Origin of the sequence: Citrobacter sp. C348 (assembly GCF_047467975.1) — a bacterium.
Classification (GTDB): domain Bacteria; phylum Pseudomonadota; class Gammaproteobacteria; order Enterobacterales; family Enterobacteriaceae; genus Citrobacter; species Citrobacter gillenii.
Map to the genome: position 1 here is coordinate 1 of NZ_JASJUJ010000005.1, position 18185 is coordinate 18185.

An 18185-nucleotide genomic window follows, 5' to 3' on the forward strand; every position below is an offset into this window, starting at 1 on the left:
AGGTGAACAATCCACTGTTCACCCTTCACCGTATATTCACCCTGTATCACCATGAAATTATTGATAAAAAACCAGAGGTGAACAGTGTGAACAATAAAACCTGAAAAAACTTTTTATCACCCTGCGCATCTCCTGAGCGGGCGGATCCAGAACGAGCAAAAATCACAAAGGTGAAGAGTCGACTGTTCACTCTTCACCAACTCATCACCACCTAACCACATGATATAAAATGATAAATAACCGAGGTGAACAGTGTGAACAGTTAAATGCAAAAAAACTTTTTTTCGATGCGTTCCATTCAAAAAAACAGGTTTGCATAACCACAGTAAACACTACAGCAAATCGCCATTGGTATACGCTTAGGTATACCAATGAAAGTTTAATTAATAAATATTCAATAAAATCAAAGCATTGAGAAATATTTTCAGACTCCGCCAGCCCACCAAAATTCTCCATCGGTGATTACCAGAGTCATCCGATGAAGTCCTAAGAGCCCGCACGGCGCAAGCCCTGCGGGCTTTTTTGTGCCTTGAATTTGTCCCGCGAAGTCTGATGCCAACTAATTAAATCCGAACCTTTTAGGCACCTTGTTAGGCACCTCATAAAGCTTTATTGTTTTTGAGGTGCCTAAAACTATGGAAACCCGGCAATGGCAAGACAAACCAAACCTCTATCCGTTAAAGAAATCGAATCTGCCAAACTCAAGGAAGCGGACTATGTGCTCTATGATGGCGATGGCCTTGAGCTACTGATCAAATCCAGCGGGGTGGGGTCAGTCCACACAGGTCTGATTGATGCTGTCCCCAATGTCAATATTGGCAAGGCATTCGAGAAGCCTCAGAAAAAGAACATGCCGAGTATCCGTCCAGACCAGCTACCGCAACTTATGCAGACCATGCGTACTGCCAACATTATCCTACCAACACGATGCCTATTCATGTGGCAACTTCTTACTATCACCCGCCCTGCCGAAGCGGCTGAAGCCCGCTGGGACGAGATAGACCAGGAAGCGCGAGAATGGAAAATACCCGCATCACGCATGAAAATGAACCGTGACCACACTGTTCCATTGTCAGATGAAGCAATTGCGTTATTGGAAATGATGGAGCCGTTAAGCGGCAATCGGGAGTTTATCTTCCCTAGCCGTATCAAGCCCAACCAGCCAATGAATAGCCAGACGGTTAACGCTTCGCTAAAACGCGCAGGTTTTGGTGGGGTGCTCGTTTCACATGGTCTGCGACCTATCGCCAGTACAGCCCTTAATGAACAAGGCTTTCCGCCTGATGTTATTGAGGCAGCACTGGCCCACATGGATAAGAATGAGGTTCGGCGTGCTTATAACCGCAGCGATTACCTGGAGCAGTGTCGTCCAATGATGCAATGGTGGGCTGACTTCGTGATGGCTGCGGATCGTGGAAGTATTAGTGGAGATAATATTCAGGGTTTGAGGCTTGTTGGATAACATATTTATGAACGCTCGATATGGGCGTTTTTGCCTATATATTCACAGTTAAAAATCTTATCACCACATTGCATAGTACAAAGGGTAAACAGTATGCGAATCGAGACTGGCCATAACAATTTTTATTCATATTTTCGTTTGAATTGCTTTAACACATGAATTTTTTAGGATTTTACGAGTATATTGTTCGTTATCGACATCTAAAAAACACACAATAGGTTAATAAATGAGCACCCCAGACAGGGCACATAGACAACCATTAGCAGGAGTAAGGATTCACATATCAGGCTCTATACCTGATCAAAATCAAGAGGAAATTAGTAAATTTGTAAGATCTCTTTCTGCACGAATTTTTAGTGAGGGCGGCTCAGTGATTCATGGGAGCCATCCATCTCTAATCACACCGTTGAAAGAAGCAGCATGTGCATACCTTGAGGCTGGAGGTAATTTGGGTGCATTGACTCTTGTTCGAGCCAAAAAATTTTCGCAAACAGAGGAAGACTTTCATCAGATTGAATCTCAGCGGCAATTTGCATCAGTACAAATAGTACCTGCGGACTTAGAAGATGGTGGCGAATTAGTGCCAATGCGAAATTGGATGGCCGAGCGCGCTGACGCTATCGTTTGCATCGGCGGAAAATGGTGGGATGTTAATAAAGCTAAAGCAGGAGTTCCAGCGGAACTTGATTCACATTTAGAACTTGGTAAACCCGGTTTTATCATTGCTGGGTTTGGTGGAGCAATTGCTGGTTATCTTAAAGAAAATGCTGAATTACTTTCAAAACTTAAAAACGGCTTATCAGAGGAACAGAATAAAAAAATTGCGTATGAATCCTCTGTAGAAACCTTAGTCGAGATAATTGTTAATCAGCTTAAAATACTTCCCCTTGTACGTAGGAGTGTTTCGAAGGGAAGAAACTTTAGGATTTTAGCATTAGATGGTGGAGGAATAAGGGGTACTTTTACAGCGTCTGTTTTAGCGAAATGGGATGACATGCTTAAAAAAGGAGGCGGGGCAAATTTAATTTCCCATTTTGATCTAGTGGCGGGGACCTCAACAGGGGCGATTTTAGCAATTGGTCTTTGTTTAGGAATTAAACCGGATGAAATCCTTAAGTTTTACAAAGATAAAGGACCACAGATCTTCCCAAAAGACAGAAAACTACGGCATTGGCTAAGATCTAAGCATGAATCTTCGACACTCCGCGATTTACTACAAAATGTTTACGGTGATAAAACATTATCTGACTCATCAAGTTGTCGCTTGGTCATTCCGACCGTGAGAGCAAAGCATGGTCAAGCTGAAGTAATCACTACACCGCATAGCCAAGATCGAACAGCATTTAGAGATATGAAAGCTGTTGATGCTGCACTTGCGTCTTCTGCAGCACCAACCTATTTTGATGAATCAGTATGGGATGGCCCAATCACGCCAGAAGTGTTTCTTGATGGTGGGGTTTGGGCTAATAATCCGATATTGCCAGCAATTGCAGAAGCTGTTCGGCATCTTAAGATTCCACTGGATCGTATAGATGTTCTTAGTGTAGGAACATTAAGCAGCGAGAGTGACTTCACTGAGTCATTAGGTAAGGGTAAAGCAGGATGGGCTCCACAAAGTGCTGATTTATTTTTCGCAGCCCAAGAGCATGGAGCACTTGTTTTAGCAGAAAGCTTCCTTGGGCCAACACAACACTTAAGAGTAAACCAACAATCACCATTAGAAATAAAGCTAGACGATTCAGAAGCAATCCAGGAATTAGCAGAAAGAGGTAATGATGTTGCGAAAGATTCCTTTGCAGAAGTTCGCTCAAGATTCTTAGATGGAAGCCAAGTAGACAAATGGGAACGTTTTTAAGTTTATCTTTAACAAAACTAACATTCAGAAGTACTTATCTGTAAGTACATCTGTAAACTTATAAAAAAGTTGATTCTTTTCTACGCCGAACTAAGGGATGACGATGACAGCTCTTTACGAACTTCTTGTTCTGGGATCACCAAGCCAAGCACAATTAGCTGATATTGAGGATATTATCGAAAGATCGGTAGGGATGTTTAACCTGCATTTAAGAAAGGAAATAGGATGGATTGTTTGTCCAAACTCTTACACGCCAAAAACACAGGTGTCCACTGCTGCTATTTTTTTTGGTGGCGATAATCATGATGTCACCATTCTGGCTAATCTCATGTCTCGTGGGGTTCCCATCCTACCTGTTGTTTCAGAAAATACAAAGATAGAAACAGAAATTCCAGCAATATTGAGGCCTTTGAACTGCTTGGTTTATACGGTAGGACCTCAACGTATAGCATCAGCTTTGCTAGAATGTGTAGGCCTCCTGCCTAAGCAACGTAGAGTGTTCGTTAGTTACAGAAGAGAAGAGGCCCGAGAAGCAGCCTTACAGCTTTTTGATACGCTGTCTTCACGATTATTTGATGTATTTCTTGACACCCATGGTATTCCACCGGCAGAAGACTTCCAAGCTATGCTATGGCACCGTTTGTGTGATTCCGATGTGCTATTAATGCTTGATACGCCCGGGTACTTTGACAGTCGATGGACAAGCGCTGAATTTGGTCGTGCTCTAGCTAAAGGTATTAGTGTTTTACGGGTTGGATGGCCCGATTGTACGCCATCATCCCGGACAGCAACAGCAAGTAGAGCGGAACTTTTGCCTGAAGAAATAGACAAAACATCGGGGAGAGTTACAACTGCAGCATTAGAGCGAATCTGTTTACAACTTGAAGAAGTTCGTAGCCAAAGTCATGCGGTTAGATCAGTGAACCTTGTAAGTAACTTGCGAAATGCAATACAGACTATTGGTGGGAAAGTGACCGGCGTAGGAATTAACAAAACTGTTTATCTGCAATTACCGGATGGGAAGCAATTAATAGTCTATCCTGTTATAGGAGTGCCTACATCAACAACGCTACACGATGCAAGTCTTGTCTCTCCTGATCAATTAGCTGCAGTAGTGTATGATCACATAGGCCTCAATCCTAAATGGCTGAATCATCTTGACTGGTTAGGTCAGCATATTCATTCAGCTCGATGGGTAAAGGCTAGCGAAGCTAGCTGGATATTTGCAGATTGGGAGGAATAAAAAAATGGGTACAATCTTCTTATCCGCTAGCATTCCTGTAGTAGGTCGAGGACAGTATCATGAAACTGCGGATCCATTTCTTATTCAATGTGCAGTAAGAGAGTTAGTCATAGCAATCATTCGAAAACATAAAATTGTTTGGGGAGGCCATCCTGCAATAACACCTATGATTTGGAATATATGTGAAGACCTCGGTGAAAAGTATAGTGAATCAGTAATTCTTTATCAAAGCAATTATTTTGAGGACAGATTTCCGGAGGAAACAGCTTTATTTAATAACGTTATTTTCACTCCAGCATTCCATGAAGATCAAGGCAAAAGTCTTGCTGTCATGCGTGAAGCAATGTTATCAAGAGATGATTTGATTGCCGCAGTTTTCATAGGAGGTATGGATGGTGTCGAAATTGAATATAATTTATTCAAAAAATTCCATCCAAGCGCACAAATAATACCGTTAATGGCACCAGGAGGCGCAGCGCTAGATCTAGCGAAACGATATGGATATGTGGTAGATGAAAATAGTTTCAATGACATTGATTTTGCTTCAATATTTTATAATCAATTAATAGTCCCGTATTAGTGTTAGTCTTCGTATTTTTGTATTTAACACTTATACAATTAATGCCTCATCTCTTAAGTATTTTTTCCATTATAAAAAACCACGCTATAAATTTAAACGCCTCCACTAATAATTAGGCGCATCAATTAACGAAGAATATAAATGCGCCCGTATTTTAATCAACTACCAGATAGCCAAGCAGAAAGTTCCGTGGCTGTATTGGATTCCTCATCAAGGACCATCCACACCTCTTTATCATATCCCCGTAGTTTACCCCATACTATTTTCAAATATAGCCCAAGATATTCCCAAGAGGACCATTTATCAACATACATGATATCTGAAGAAGGAAATAAAGCTATTCTATTCATGCTTTTATAACCATCAGCAAGACCTAATTCCCATGGAACCCAACGACTATCCTTACTATTTTCACTAGTTAAGAGAACGAACCTTTTTGAATTATTTATTCTTTCCTTTAAAAGTCTGGCTGTTTCATGAGATGTATAAGGTGGCATATTAGGATCAACCTCATCTATATATACAGCCGCGCCATGGTTTTTAAGTATATTTATCACACCAGGAAGAATTTCAATATCTTTGCTAGAATGTGATAAAAAGGTGGCCACAGAAACAGATTGACTCCTAGCACTTTTTAAAATTTGTCGTTGTTCATTAACTGTGAAATTCCTTGAGATTGATTGAAGTTCAGATTTAGTTATATTCCTTGCCATCAATATATTCCTCACAAATTTAAAAGCGGACCTAAGGCCCGCCTGAAGCTATTTCCCAGCTGACTTAGCGGCTTCTTCTACCCATGCTCCAAGATTTTTGCGCCCGTCATCGTTATTCCAAAGATAATGTTTACAACCTTCAACACGAAGAGAACCAGTATCTGTGGTTTTATTATTAAGATCAGCTATTTTGCTAATATCAATTGTAATAATCCCATTACCACGCGCCTTGCTTTTCTCTATTTCGTATTTAACCCAGCGACTTTTATGGGTATTTAATCCGACAAGCACTACTGTAACTGTAGTTCCTTCGAGTTGCTTATCAATCCAATTTTTAATTGCTTGATCACCCTGGCGTTCAACTTCTTCAAAATCAGCTTTATCAATAAATCCTGCCTTAGGGTTCGACGAAATCACATTACTGTTACGAACATTCATTGCCCTTTGCACATCATCGTACTTAAAACTAAAGAAAACTTTGCGAGCCATGGCCCCTCCTAAACACATACTAAAAAATTTATCATTGCGCCTGATCATGCTTTGTGAAATTTTTCATCATCAGCATAAGAAACGCAATAGCAGTATTGCTCTGTTTTTCATATGGTTGCAAGATAAAATAGGCATAGCTCTTCATTACCTACATCTTTCGTTGAACTAGAAATTAATGCTAATTCTCTGGTGCAGATTTAAGGGTATTGGAATGCAAGCTATTCGAAAACGTAGCAGGATTTGTTAAATCGCCAAGCTGATGACGGATATCCTGTGTTTGCCAATAATTCAGAGGGTTAAGCGGTGGCAAGTTTCACAGCAAGCGATACACATTAGGCTCGGCCGAACGCAAAAAAACATGGGCAACTTGAAAGTTTGGAAGGAAGCAATGGTTTAAATAAAGTCTACCAGACAATACCAACGTAATACGTAAGGAGAGAGTAATGGAAGCTGCATGTGATAAACTGCTATTGATCCTAGCACTACTGGTAGCGACAACAAGCCCAATCCAACACGTCCTACATCGTCAGCATCCAGCGAGGAAAATGCTCCAGCGCGGCAATCCTCAGCAGAATGCCTATATTGAGCGATATAACCGGACAGTGCGTTATGACTGGCTGGGGCAGCATCTGTTTTCATCGCTGGATGAATTGCAGAGCTATGCCACGCAGTGGCAATGGTTTTATAATCACGAACGACCAAATATGGCGTTGAATGGCTACACACCGATGCAGCATATACAACGCATGGCCTGACTCTACTTATTGCCTCCGTTAAAAATGGGGGGATTACCCTGCTCTGTCAACAGAATTGCTGCTTCCTATATAAATATAGGGGGAATTTTCGTTTCAGCTTCACTAAAAACTACCACATTGGGTGTAAGTTTAGTGTCCTGATTATTCAACTACTACAAAGGTCTGAGGTACATCCACATTTTCAGCCCATCGCTAGTTTGGGTTTGCTGATACATTGCACGGGAAATTATGGGGACAAGGAATGTAATGAAATGAAATTATTGAAACTCGCAATGGTTGCTTCATTGTTGGTGGGCGTTACCGGCTGCAGCTTCGTGAATTTGGGGGCTGATGCGCGCCAGAAGGAACGCGATGAGTACGACAGGATGCAAAAGGCACGAGAAGAATTCGCAAAATACGAGGCGAAAGTAAATGCGGAAGCGGCAAAAGAAGCACAGGATAAGGCCAAAAAGGATAAAGAACAAAGAGCTGCACTGACGGCCTGGGGCAAAAAGAATTGCCATTGGGCCAACAGCTACGGGATGACTGTCAGTGGGTCGGCAGAGACTATTGCCCGGATGCAATACAGAGACGAATTTGTGTCAATGAACAATATCCATATCCGGGTGCTTATTTCCGCGGTTCACCAAAAAGCACCTATCGAGTTAACGAAAGTAAGTGATGAACGAGCAGTATTAGCCATGCGTGACGCATGTGCGTCAAAAGAGACGCTAAAGGCTCTGCATGATTCCGCATGAGAACGAAGAAAACCTGATAGGAACGTTACAACACTGTCTATTCATAGGGATTTCAATTAATTGACACTTCAACATCATGAAAACTAAACAGCTTGTTTGCTGTCTGATCGCCGTGTCACTCAGCCTTTCATTAACCGGTTGCATGAAGTGGGCTTGCTTATAAGAAAGTGTAAAATGCAAGATGTAACACGGAAGCCGATTTAAAATAGCATGTTAACAGTTACCAAACTTAGCGTGTGAGCGTGTCAAGCCTCCGCTACTATAGCTATGGCATGCAAAATCGGGGACCGCCTGATCGCTCTCCTTTAACTAGTGGGCTACATAGAAATACTGACGAGATCAATATCATTTATATTAAAATCAATTGTAACAATCAGTTATATATTTAATTAAGATTCCGCCAGCCCAGAATTCTCCATCTCTGTGTCAGCCAATCGAAGTCCCCCCCCTGCTCGTTGATGGAGGCAGCAATAAGTACATATTTACTGCTGCCCCTCCTGCCTTTACTTATCAATCGGATAATTGCGGTTAATCCATGCGTGGTCATCTTCCCAGGTGAACATCCATTGACGCACCGGGCCGGCCATCACGTTCAGGTAGTAACTGTCATAGCCTGCCAGGGTAGCCACCGGATGATAGCCCTTCGGTACCTTCACCACGTCGCGATTGTAGACTGCCATACACTCATCAAGCGTCCGGTCGTCGGTGTATACCCGCTGCATGCAGAACCCCTGCTCCGGGTTGAGGCGATGGTAGTACGTCTCCTCAAGATAGGTTTCCTGCGGGGGATTGTCGGTATCATGCTTATGGCTCGGGTACGAACTGGTGCATCCTTCATTGGTCCAGACCTCGACCACCAGCAGGCTGTCAGCGGGTTTGTCCTCCGGCAGAATGTTATGCACATAGCGCTGGTTATTTCCCTTGCCACGCGCTTCGCCGTCAATATCCTGCGGCGCGATCAGTCGTGTCGGGTATGTGCCCTTCCCCGGCGCGGCGCACACCGCCAGCTCAAGCATCGTCAGCGCGGTGACCTGCACTGCCTCCTGAGAGGTCACGTAAACCGCCCACGGCTTGATGCGTTCAAAGGGACTCATGCGCTCGCCGATGTCGGTAAACGTTGCCCCTGGCGTGCTGATGGTCGCGCGTCCGGCCACCAGCACCAGACAACGCTCTTCGCTGACGGCGGGCAGCGTCAGTTGCTGCCCCTCAGCCAGTTCATACGCCTCAAAGCCGACATATCCCCAGCCTGCACTTTCCGGCGTCACCGACTGGGTACGCCCTTGCACGTTCGGCGGCTGCCAGGGTGATAATAAACGTGACATGTCACCTCCTCAGATAAGCCCGGCATCCCGCGCCAGACGGCTAAGATTGTTATAGCCCAGACGTGCATAGGTCAGCGGATGCGCAATAGCCGGATCCTGCTCTGCCTCCACCACCAGCCAGCCCTGATACTGGTTTGCCTTCAGCAGCGCCATTATCGGCGGGTAGTCCACACAACCGTCGCCCGGCACGGTGAAGACGCCGCTCAGTACCGCGTCGAGGAAGCTGGTTTTACGGTTTTTCACGTCGGCCAGCACGTCGGCCCGCACATCTTTGCAGTGAACATGATTAATACGCGATGCCCAGCGCTGCGCCACCGCCAGCGGGTCGGCACCGGCAAAGGTCAGATGACCGGTATCCAGCAGCAGCCCGACCTCATTACCAGTATGCGTCATCAGATTATCCACATCCTCAGCGGACTCAATCACTGTCCCCATATGGTGATGATAGGCAATCTGTACCCCCTGCTGCTGGGTATAGCGGGCAAACTCGCTCAGCTTCTCGCCGTATTCCTGCCAGCGCTCCTGCGGGAAGCGCGGACGCAGATGAACCGGCGTCTGCTGCTCGCCATGAATGCAGCCGCTCACTTCAGCGAACACCAGCACCTTCGCCCCCAACTCTCGCAGCAGCGTCAGGTGCGACTGCACGGCGGCAATCTCCTCCTCCACGCTGCGTTCCAGCAGGCGACCGGAGTACCAGCCGGAAACCAGCTGCAGGTCGTGGCGTTGCAGGATCGGCCCCAGCAAGCGCGCCTCACGCGGGAATTTATTACCCAGCTCGAACCCGGCAAACCCGGCCTCTTTGCCTTCGCTCAGGCAGGTATCAAGCGACGTCTCCGCGCCAAGTGAAGGGAGATCGTCGTTGGTCCATGTCAGTGGATTAATGCCTAATTGTACCGTCATTCTCTTCTCCTGAATTATGCGTGTCCGCGCTCGCGCCACCAGGCGATAAGCTGCAGGTAGTTGTCCCGAATACGCGTCACCAACTGCGCATCGTCGATATCGTGTTTCAGCCACGCGCGGGAGGCATCGCCAAATAACGTCCGCCCCACGGCAAACCCTTTCACCAGCGGCTGACCCGCAGCGGCTTTGAAATCAGCTCGGAGCTGATCGGCCGGCGCATCAAGCCCTAAAATGACTACCCCACGGCAGTGCGGATCGCGTCGTTCAATAATGTCACTCAGCGCCGACCAGCCCGCTGCAGAGAGCGGCGGTAGCTTCCACCAGTCGGGGTAAATCCCCAGGTTATAAAAGCGGGAAATGGCGCGCAGATAGAGCTCATCGCTGCGTGGCATGCTGGCGGGCAGGATCACTTCCAGCAGCAGTTCATGCCCGGACTGGCAGCAAGCGTGGTACACCTCCGCGACTTTTTGCTCCTGCTCCAGACGCAGGGCGTGAGCATCTTCCGGATGGAAAAAGACCAGGCATTTCACCACGTGTTCCTGCGGCCAGCTGATCAGCTGCGTGCCGATATTGCCGTGCTCCATCTCCAGCGGACGCGAGCCCGGCAGTTCGATGGGGCGGCCTATCCACCACCCTTCACCGGTGATGGCATTCAGCGCATCCTGACCAAACGTGCCGTCGCACAACAGCCCGGCTTTGCCATCCAGCCCGGCGCAACTCGCCGCTTCCCGGCTGGCCTGTAAGATCAGCTGTTTTAGTGCCGGGATGCGTTTTAGCGAAGCGCCACACTGCAAGGCCATCTCTTCAAGCTGGCTGCGGTGATCGAAGGCCATCACGCACAGTTCCGGCCATTCCCGACGACGCGTGGTGACGCGGTGCAGATGGTTAAGACGCGGGTCGATATCCGGGCGTGGCACCGTGTCAGCCCGAGATAAATAATCATCCAGCTCCAGTTTGCTCGGCATGGCCGGGGCGCAACCGTGGCGCGATACCACCAGCGCGCCGCAGGCGTTGGCATAGCGACAGGCCTGCTCCCAGCCTTCATCGTTAAGGTAGCCACGCAGCAGGCCGGACATAAACGCATCGCCCGCGCCCAGCACATTGAGCACCTCCACGCGCACGCCGGTCACCGTCAGGCTGTCATCCAGCCGTGGCGGAATGGCATCGGTGTACACCGAGCAGCCGAGCGCCCCACGTTTGCAGACCAGCGTCGCCTTACTCACTGCCCGCACCTGTGCCAGCGCCTGCAGCGTATCGGTGCTGCCACCGGCAATATGAAACTCCTCCTCGGTACCGACAATCACGTCAAAAAGATGCAGTACGTCCTGCAACTGACGCGTGACCTGCTCGGCGGCAATAAAACGGGTTTCGCCGTCGCCTAATGAGGTCAGCCCCCATAGCACCGGGCGATAGTCGATATCCAGCGCCGTACGCACGCCGTGACGGCGGGCATATTCGAGTGCGGTCAGCACCGCGTCGCGGGTTTGCGGGTGAGAAAGATGGGTCCCGGTGATGGCCAGACAGCGGGCAGACGCGATGTACTGTTCATCCACATCGCTGGCGACAATCGCCATATCCGCGCAGTTGTCACGGTAAAAAATCAGAGGAAAGGTGTCCCGGTCTTTAATGCCAAGTAGCACCAGCGCCGTCAGGCGTTCTTTATCCGTTATCAGGTGGCTGGTATCACATCCTACCTGGTGTAACTCTTCACGCAGGAAGCGGCCCATATGTTCGTCACCCACGCGCGCCAGCATTGACGAGCGCAGCCCCTGGCGCGCGGTGCCGTAGGCCACATTGCCCGACGAGCCGCCAAGGTATTTAGCAAAACTTGAAACATCCTCCAGACGCGCACCAATCTGCTGACTGTAGAGGTCAACCGCCACGCGGCCCATGCATATCACATCAAACTGCTTTTCCACGTTGATACCTCTTCAGACAATATCGTTCACGTTCAGCCAGCGGCCTTCCCGGTGTGAGAGCGCAATGGCGTCCAGCACGCGCGACACCTTCCAGCCCTCTTCGAAGTCCGGCCACATCGGCACATCGGCGGCGATGCCGTCGACCAGATCACGCACTTCCACCGTTTTCTGGTCGTTAAAGCCGATACCGTGCCCCGCCCCCAGGCAAAATGCGGCATAGTCCGGATGCGCAGGCCCCACCAGCAGCGTACGAAATCCCTGGCGATTCACCGGATCGTCATGCAGATAGAGCTTCAGTTCCGCCATACGCTCCTGGGTAAAACTGATGGTCCCTTTGGTCCCGGTTATCACATACGAAAGTCCCATTTTGCGCCCGCAGGCGACGCGAGAAGTTTCAATCACGCCCTGTGCACCGCCCGCAAAACGCACCATCGCGTGCGCCTGATCTTCGTTTTCCACCGCCACCTTTTGCGATGAACCGGCCTGCGCCGGGCGTTCCGGCACCACAATCTTCAAATCACCGCAGACCTGTTGAATATCACCGACCAGATACTGGGCCATGTTGACGATATGCGCAGCCAGATCGCCGAGCGCTCCCAGCCCTGCGGTCTCTTTAAAACAGTGCCAGTGAATGGGCGAAAGTGGGTCTGCCATATAGTCTTCGTTGTGGGTGCCGTAGAAGTGGATCACCTCGCCAATCTCACCGCGCTCGATGATCTCTTTCGCCAGCTTCGCCGTCGGGTTTTTCATGTAATTAAACCCCACCAGCGTTTTCACCCCGGCCCGCTTCGCCGCCTCAACCATCTCGTAAGCGTCATGCGCATTGAGCGCCAGCGGCTTTTCCGAGTAGACGTGCTTGCCGTGGCGAATCGCCTCCAGCGCCATCTCTTTGTGCAAATGATTGGGTGAACAAATATCCACTACATCAATGGCCGGGTCGGCCACCAGCGCGCGCCAGTCCCCGGTTGAACGGTTAAAGCCAAACGCCTGCGCCCGCTGCGCCGCCAGCTCCGGCGTAACTTCGGCGACCATTTCGCGCACCAGCTTGCCGCGCAAGTTGAACACCGTCGGCGCCTGGGCATAGGCAATGGCGTGCGCCCTGCCGATATACCCGGTGCCAATCAATCCAATGCGTACCTCTTTCATTATTTATCCCTCACAATGCGCCGCGACGGCTCTTGGCATAGGTGTCGAACGCCACCGCCAGAACGATAATTAACCCGGTAATAATTTGCTGGTAGTAAGCCGAGACGTTCATCAGGACCAGGCCGTTAATCAGAATACCCATGATGATTGAGCCGATAATGGTGCCGCCGATCCGCCCGTATCCGCCCATTAACGACGTTCCGCCGATCACCACCGAGGCGATAACGCGCAGCTCAAACGAGATCCCGGCCACCGCCTCCGCGCTGCCCAGACGCGCGCTGAGAATGAAGCCCGCCAGCCCGGCAAGACAGCCAATCAGCACATACACGCTCACCAGTACCCGTTTGACGTTGACCCCCGCCAGACGCGCCGCTTCCGGGTTGCCGCCAATCGCGTACACAAAGCGACCCCAGCGGGTTTTATGCAGCGCCAGATAGCCGCCGATAGCCACCAGCGCGAAGATCCAGATAGGAATGGAAATGCCGAGCAGCTCGCCGCGTCCCCACCAGCGGTAGCCCGCATCGAAACCGGCGATCGGCGCACCGTCGTTTACCACCAGCGTCAGGCCGCGCCAGATGGTCATCCCACCGAGGGTGACGATAAACGGCGGCAGGCGCAGGCGAGTCACGCCAAGCCCGTGCAGAAAGCCAATCGCAGTCCCCATCGCGAGGCAAATTCCCAGCCCAACCAGCCAGCTCAGGCCGCCCCAGGCATTCGGATCAACGGTGGTGAAGTTGTCGCCTTTAATCACATACGCGGCGGTCATGGCGCAGACGGCAAGAATGGACCCCACCGACAGATCGATCCCGGCGGTCAGAATGACAAAGGTCATCCCCACGGCCATGATCCCGTAGATCGACACTTCGGTCAGAATGTTGAAAATGTTGCGTTCAGAGAGAAAATTGCTGTTCTGCAACTGGAAGAAAATCAGCAGCAGGATCATGAAAATCAGCACGCCGAAGCGCTCAAAAAAGGCGATGGGATCGAGACGTCCGGCACGTTTACCCGGAACCTGCGTTTTAGAAATCATCTGCGTCATGAGAAACTCCGTTATGCCGCGTTCAGGGCGTTGTGGTTGATGGCCATCATCGTCATCAGCCGCTCTTCGTTGGCGTCATCGCCGTGGATCTCGCCGGTCACCCGACCTTCACTCAGGGTGATTATCCGGTCGGAAACCGCCATCACTTCAGGCAGATCGGAGGAGATCACAATCACCGCCACGCCCTTTTTCGCCATTTCAAACAGCACCTGGTGCACTTCTGATTTGGTGCCAACGTCAATGCCACGCGTCGGTTCATCGACGATCAGCACACGGGGATTGAGCGCCATACAACGCGCCAGAATCACTTTTTGCTGGTTGCCACCGGAGAGCTTGCGCACTTCCTGGGCACTGTTGACCATTTTGATCTGTAGCGCCTGGCGATAAGCCTCAATCAGCGCATCCTCTTTGCGAGTGTCCACAAACCAGCGCCAGTGCAACAAGGAAGAGAGACTGGAGAGCGACAGGTTGTCGCGAATCGACAGCCCCAGCACCGCGCCCTCTTTTTTGCGATCTTCAGGAACCATCGCTACCCCCTGATCCAGGGCATACAGCGGATCGCGCGGCTGGTACGGCACGCCGTCCAGTTCAAAGCTGCCAGAGGTAAAGGCGTCAGCGCCAAACAGACAGCGCGCAACTTCAGTGCGCCCGGCACCCACCAGCCCGGCAATACCTAACACTTCTCCGGCATGGACGTGAAAGCTGATGTCATGCAGCGCAATGCCGTGCGGATCCAGCGGCGGCTTCACGCGGCTTAATCCTTTTATCGCCAGGCGAACGGGTTTGTCCTGATGATGGGTTTCGCTCGGTGGACGACGATTAAACGCCACGTCACGCCCGACCATCAGGCGGATCAGCTGTTCTACCGTGGTCTCGGCAACCGCGCCGCTGCCGGTAAAACGGCCATCCTGAAATACGGTGAACCGATCGCAGAGCTGGAACACTTCGTGTAGACGGTGGGTGACATAAATAATGCTCACACCACGGCCTTTGAGTTCGCGCACCACCCGGTGCAGGCTTTCCACTTCGCTGTCGCTTAGCGCAGCAGAAGGTTCATCCATGATGATCAGCTTCGCGTTCAGCGTCAGCGCCCGGGCGATTTCCACCATTTGCTGTTGCGCCACGCTCAGGCGGGCCACCGCCGTGGTCGGTGCCACGTTCAGTTGCAGATAATCCAGAATCACCTGCGCTTCCTGATTCACCGCCTTTTCATCAACAATCAGATTGCGTTTGCGCGGTTCACGTCCGAGGAACATATTCTCGGCAACGGTCATATTCGGCAGCAGGTTAAATTCCTGATAGATAGTGATAATGCCCTTGTTCTGCCGCTCAACCGGGGAATCCTCCACCGGCAACGTTTCACCGTTGAACCAGATATCACCGCGAGTTTGCGGCTGCGCGCCCGCCAGCGCTTTCAGCAAGGTCGATTTTCCTGCGCCGTTCTCGCCCAGCAGCGCATGAATCTCACCTGCCCCAACGGTCAATTGCGCGCTGCTCAGCGCCCAGACGCCGGAAAAACTTTTTGCCAGGTCGGTCACATTCAGTAAGGGTTGCGACATCAGCCTGCTCCTCCTTCATGGGGAGCCGCCACTCGCGCGGCAGCTCCGGATATACACAAAATCATTCAAGTTGCATCAAGGCGGCAAGTCTGAGAATCCCCAGGAGCTTACTCAAGTAAGTGACTGGGGTGAGCAGATGCAGCCAACACAGAGGCAGCTTGAAGGATGACGTGTAAAATCAGTTACCGGCTTCGTTAATACGCTCAGCCAGCTGCAGGGTCTCTTTGGTGATAAGCGTTGGCGGATAGTCCGCACCGGTGATCGGTTTCTTCTCACGCACGTTGGCGACCAGCTGGCTCATCGCCGTAGTCACCGCAAAACCAGGACGCTGATCCGCCGTCACCGCCATCCAGCCATCACGCACGCGCGCCAGCGCTTCCGGCACCGCATCAAAGCCCGTGACCAGCACTTCACCCGGTTTCATCCCCTGGGCTTGTAATGCTTCAATTGCTCCCAGCGCCATGTCGTCGTTAGCGGAGAGGATCACCTGCGGACGTTTCGGCAACGAAGGCAGTACGCTCTCAACAATGCGCATCCCTTCAGAGCGCATCCAGTTACCCGTCTGATCGGCGACGATCTTGTACTTTTCGCCACCTGCCTTCAGGCTGTCGCGAATCCCTTTAGTCCGTTCGATGTTGGAAGACGATCCCGGCTGGCCGGTGAGCAGAATAATGTCCGCTCCCTCGGGGAATTTGGTTTTCACAAAGTCGCCAATCACCTGGCCACCTTTGTAGTTGTTGGCACCGAAGTGCGGCACTTTCTTCTGGCTGTCAACGGAGCGGTCAAGCGTGACAACCGGCAGTTTGGCATCCTGGATTTCATCTACCGCGCTGGAGACGGCGTTAACATCATTGGGGGAGACGATAAATCCCTGCGCCCCACGGGTGATGGCGTTTTCCAGGTCAGCGACCTGTTTCGGCGAGCTACCCTGCCCGTCAAGAACCTGCAGATTGACGCCCATCTCTTTTGCGGCTTTCACCGCCGTGCGCTGCATGTGAACTTCAAATGGCATCGCCAGGTTTGGCGTACTGAATACGATTTGTTCGTTTTCAGCCATTGCTGTCCCGGAGGTCATGGCGATGAGGACAGCTAAGATCAGTTTTTTCATTATTATGTCTCTCTGTGTAGGGGGGGGTGGGTATAACAATCAGAGGAGAACTTCACGCTGGCTGTGCAGTGATTCCAGCGCTTTATCCGCGAGGTACAGCGCACGCTCACCGTCATCACCGCTGCAATCCGGGACCGCTTCGCCACGCAGCACGGCAACAAAATGTTCCCATTCCGCGGCATAAGCTGATTTGTAGCGTTGCAGGAAGAAATGTTCCGGCAGGGCGCTGGTGCAGCCGGTCTTGCCGTAGTGCTGCACCTGATTTTCCAGAATGTTGCCCGCACACAGCAGCCCTTCAGAGCCGTGCAGCTCCAGGCGCTGGTCATACCCGTAAGCAGAACGGCGGCTGTTGACGATGGTCGCCATCGCGCCGGAGGCATATTTCAGGACGATAAACGCGGTATCGATGTCCCCTGCTGCACCAATCGCCGGGTCGACCAGATTGCTGCCCTGGGCATACACAGAAACAGGCTCTTCTCCCATGATAAAGCGCGCCATATCAAAATCATGGATGGTCATATCGCGGAACATCCCGCCGGACACGCGGACATATTCCGCCGGCGGCGGTGACGGGTCGCGGGAGATTATCAGCAGGGATTCCGGCTTGCCGATACGCCCGGCCAGCACGTCCGTCTTCACGCGGCGAAACTGCGGGTCGAAGCGGCGGTTAAAACCGATAAACAGCGGTACGTCGTACTCTTTGACCACTTTCAGACAATCGCGAACGCGGGCCAGGTCGAGGTGTACCGGCTTCTCGCAGAAGATGGCCTTGCCGTGACGAGCAGCCAGTTCAATCAGATCCGCGTGGGTATCCGTGGCGGAGGCGATCAGCACGGCGTGAACGTTCGGGTCAGTCATCGCCTCATCCAGGCTCTGCTGACGGGCCTGATATTGCGAGGCAAGACGGGTGGCAAATTCCTGATTCGGGTCGACAACGGACCAAAGGGTGGTGGCACTGTGACTGGCAATGTTAGCTGCATGTACCTGGCCAATTCGGCCAGCGCCCAGTAAAGCAATGTTAAACATAACGGCTCCCGGTGTTGGTGAATGCGATGAACTAACGACACTATAAATAAAACATTTATTTCATTTTTATAAATAGTGAAAATTATGTTTTTGAGTGCAGGTTAACACTTTTGAGATAAGTGAGATAAAATCTGTTATCAATATCACAACATTAACGGGTATCAGATAGGGCAATTCGCCCTCTTCCGCTCGGGAAGAGGGCAACGTGTGAAAAAACAAGAGAAATGAAATGAAAATTTCGTTTCGGAGGGTTGCCGGATGGCGGCGCTAATGCCTTATCCGGCCGTTAACCATAGTCCGTAGGCCGGGTAAGCGCAGCGCCTCCGGCATGA

The 18185-nt window shown here is 50.6% G+C and carries 15 protein-coding genes and 1 pseudogene; 6 read left to right on the forward strand and 10 right to left on the reverse strand.

All coding sequences use genetic code 11. The features are described from left to right. Window positions 1-649 precede the first annotated feature (649 nt). From QNN86_RS11160 to QNN86_RS11175, 4 genes are all read left to right on the forward strand, one after another. Entirely contained in the window at window positions 650-1462 is an 813-nt protein-coding gene (locus tag QNN86_RS11160) for an integrase domain-containing protein (protein ID WP_414211096.1), read from the forward strand. Window positions 1463-1688: 226 nt separating this feature from the next. Continuing rightward, window positions 1689-3317, forward strand: coding sequence for a CBASS cGAMP-activated phospholipase (locus tag QNN86_RS11165; protein WP_414211097.1), 1629 nt, complete (start codon window positions 1689-1691; stop codon window positions 3315-3317). 103 nt (window positions 3318-3420) lie between these two features. Continuing rightward, window positions 3421-4560 carry a toll/interleukin-1 receptor domain-containing protein gene (locus QNN86_RS11170; protein WP_414211098.1) on the forward strand — a complete coding sequence of 380 codons (1140 nt, stop codon included), beginning with the start codon at window positions 3421-3423 and terminating at the stop codon, window positions 4558-4560. A gap of 4 nt (window positions 4561-4564) precedes the next feature. Continuing rightward, window positions 4565-5140 carry a hypothetical protein gene (locus QNN86_RS11175; protein ID WP_414211099.1) on the forward strand — a complete coding sequence of 192 codons (576 nt, stop codon included), beginning with the start codon at window positions 4565-4567 and terminating at the stop codon, window positions 5138-5140. A gap of 158 nt (window positions 5141-5298) precedes the next feature. Here QNN86_RS11175 and QNN86_RS11180 read toward each other — a convergent pair whose 3' ends face one another. Beyond that, window positions 5299-5853 carry a toll/interleukin-1 receptor domain-containing protein gene (locus QNN86_RS11180; protein WP_414211100.1) on the reverse strand — a complete coding sequence of 185 codons (555 nt, stop codon included), beginning with the start codon at window positions 5851-5853 and terminating at the stop codon, window positions 5299-5301. Window positions 5854-5901: 48 nt separating this feature from the next. Beyond that, a complete protein-coding gene (locus tag QNN86_RS11185) occupies window positions 5902-6342 on the reverse strand; it encodes a TIR domain-containing protein (protein WP_414211101.1) in 441 nt (146 codons plus the stop codon). 548 nt (window positions 6343-6890) lie between these two features. Between QNN86_RS11185 and QNN86_RS11190 the strand changes: the two are divergent. Together QNN86_RS11190 and QNN86_RS11195 are read left to right on the forward strand one after the other, a co-directional pair. Then, window positions 6891-7097, forward strand: a pseudogene (locus tag QNN86_RS11190) (integrase core domain-containing protein); the annotation flags it as partial. A 251-nt stretch (window positions 7098-7348) separates the two neighbouring features. After that, window positions 7349-7834 (forward strand): hypothetical protein, encoded by a 486-nt coding sequence (locus QNN86_RS11195; protein WP_414211102.1) that lies wholly within the window; start codon window positions 7349-7351, stop codon window positions 7832-7834. A gap of 503 nt (window positions 7835-8337) precedes the next feature. Here the strand turns inward: QNN86_RS11195 and iolB are convergent. The 8 genes from iolB to iolG all read right to left on the reverse strand — a co-directional run bounded on the left by iolB (window position 8338) and on the right by iolG (window position 17853). Beyond that, a complete protein-coding gene (iolB, locus tag QNN86_RS11200) occupies window positions 8338-9156 on the reverse strand; it encodes a 5-deoxy-glucuronate isomerase (protein WP_414211103.1) in 819 nt (272 codons plus the stop codon). A gap of 9 nt (window positions 9157-9165) precedes the next feature. Continuing rightward, window positions 9166-10056, reverse strand: coding sequence for a myo-inosose-2 dehydratase (gene iolE / locus QNN86_RS11205; RefSeq protein ID WP_181617644.1), 891 nt, complete (start codon window positions 10054-10056; stop codon window positions 9166-9168). Window positions 10057-10070: 14 nt separating this feature from the next. After that, window positions 10071-11975: a bifunctional 5-dehydro-2-deoxygluconokinase/5-dehydro-2-deoxyphosphogluconate aldolase gene (locus tag QNN86_RS11210; protein WP_181617645.1), complete on the reverse strand. Its 1905-nt coding sequence runs from the start codon at window positions 11973-11975 to the stop codon at window positions 10071-10073. A gap of 12 nt (window positions 11976-11987) precedes the next feature. Further along, the gene (locus tag QNN86_RS11215) at window positions 11988-13121 is read right to left on the reverse strand and encodes a Gfo/Idh/MocA family protein (RefSeq protein WP_181617646.1); all 1134 of its coding nucleotides are present in this window, start codon (window positions 13119-13121) and stop codon (window positions 11988-11990) included. 10 nt (window positions 13122-13131) lie between these two features. Continuing rightward, window positions 13132-14160, reverse strand: coding sequence for an ABC transporter permease (locus QNN86_RS11220; protein ID WP_096756053.1), 1029 nt, complete (start codon window positions 14158-14160; stop codon window positions 13132-13134). Window positions 14161-14171: 11 nt separating this feature from the next. After that, the gene (locus QNN86_RS11225) at window positions 14172-15719 is read right to left on the reverse strand and encodes a sugar ABC transporter ATP-binding protein (RefSeq protein ID WP_181617647.1); all 1548 of its coding nucleotides are present in this window, start codon (window positions 15717-15719) and stop codon (window positions 14172-14174) included. Between the two features lie 178 nt (window positions 15720-15897). Beyond that, entirely contained in the window at window positions 15898-16827 is a 930-nt protein-coding gene (locus QNN86_RS11230) for a substrate-binding domain-containing protein (protein ID WP_414211104.1), read from the reverse strand. Window positions 16828-16866: 39 nt separating this feature from the next. Beyond that, window positions 16867-17853, reverse strand: coding sequence for an inositol 2-dehydrogenase (gene iolG, locus QNN86_RS11235; protein ID WP_182269318.1), 987 nt, complete (start codon window positions 17851-17853; stop codon window positions 16867-16869). Between the last annotated feature and the right edge of the window lie 332 nt (window positions 17854-18185).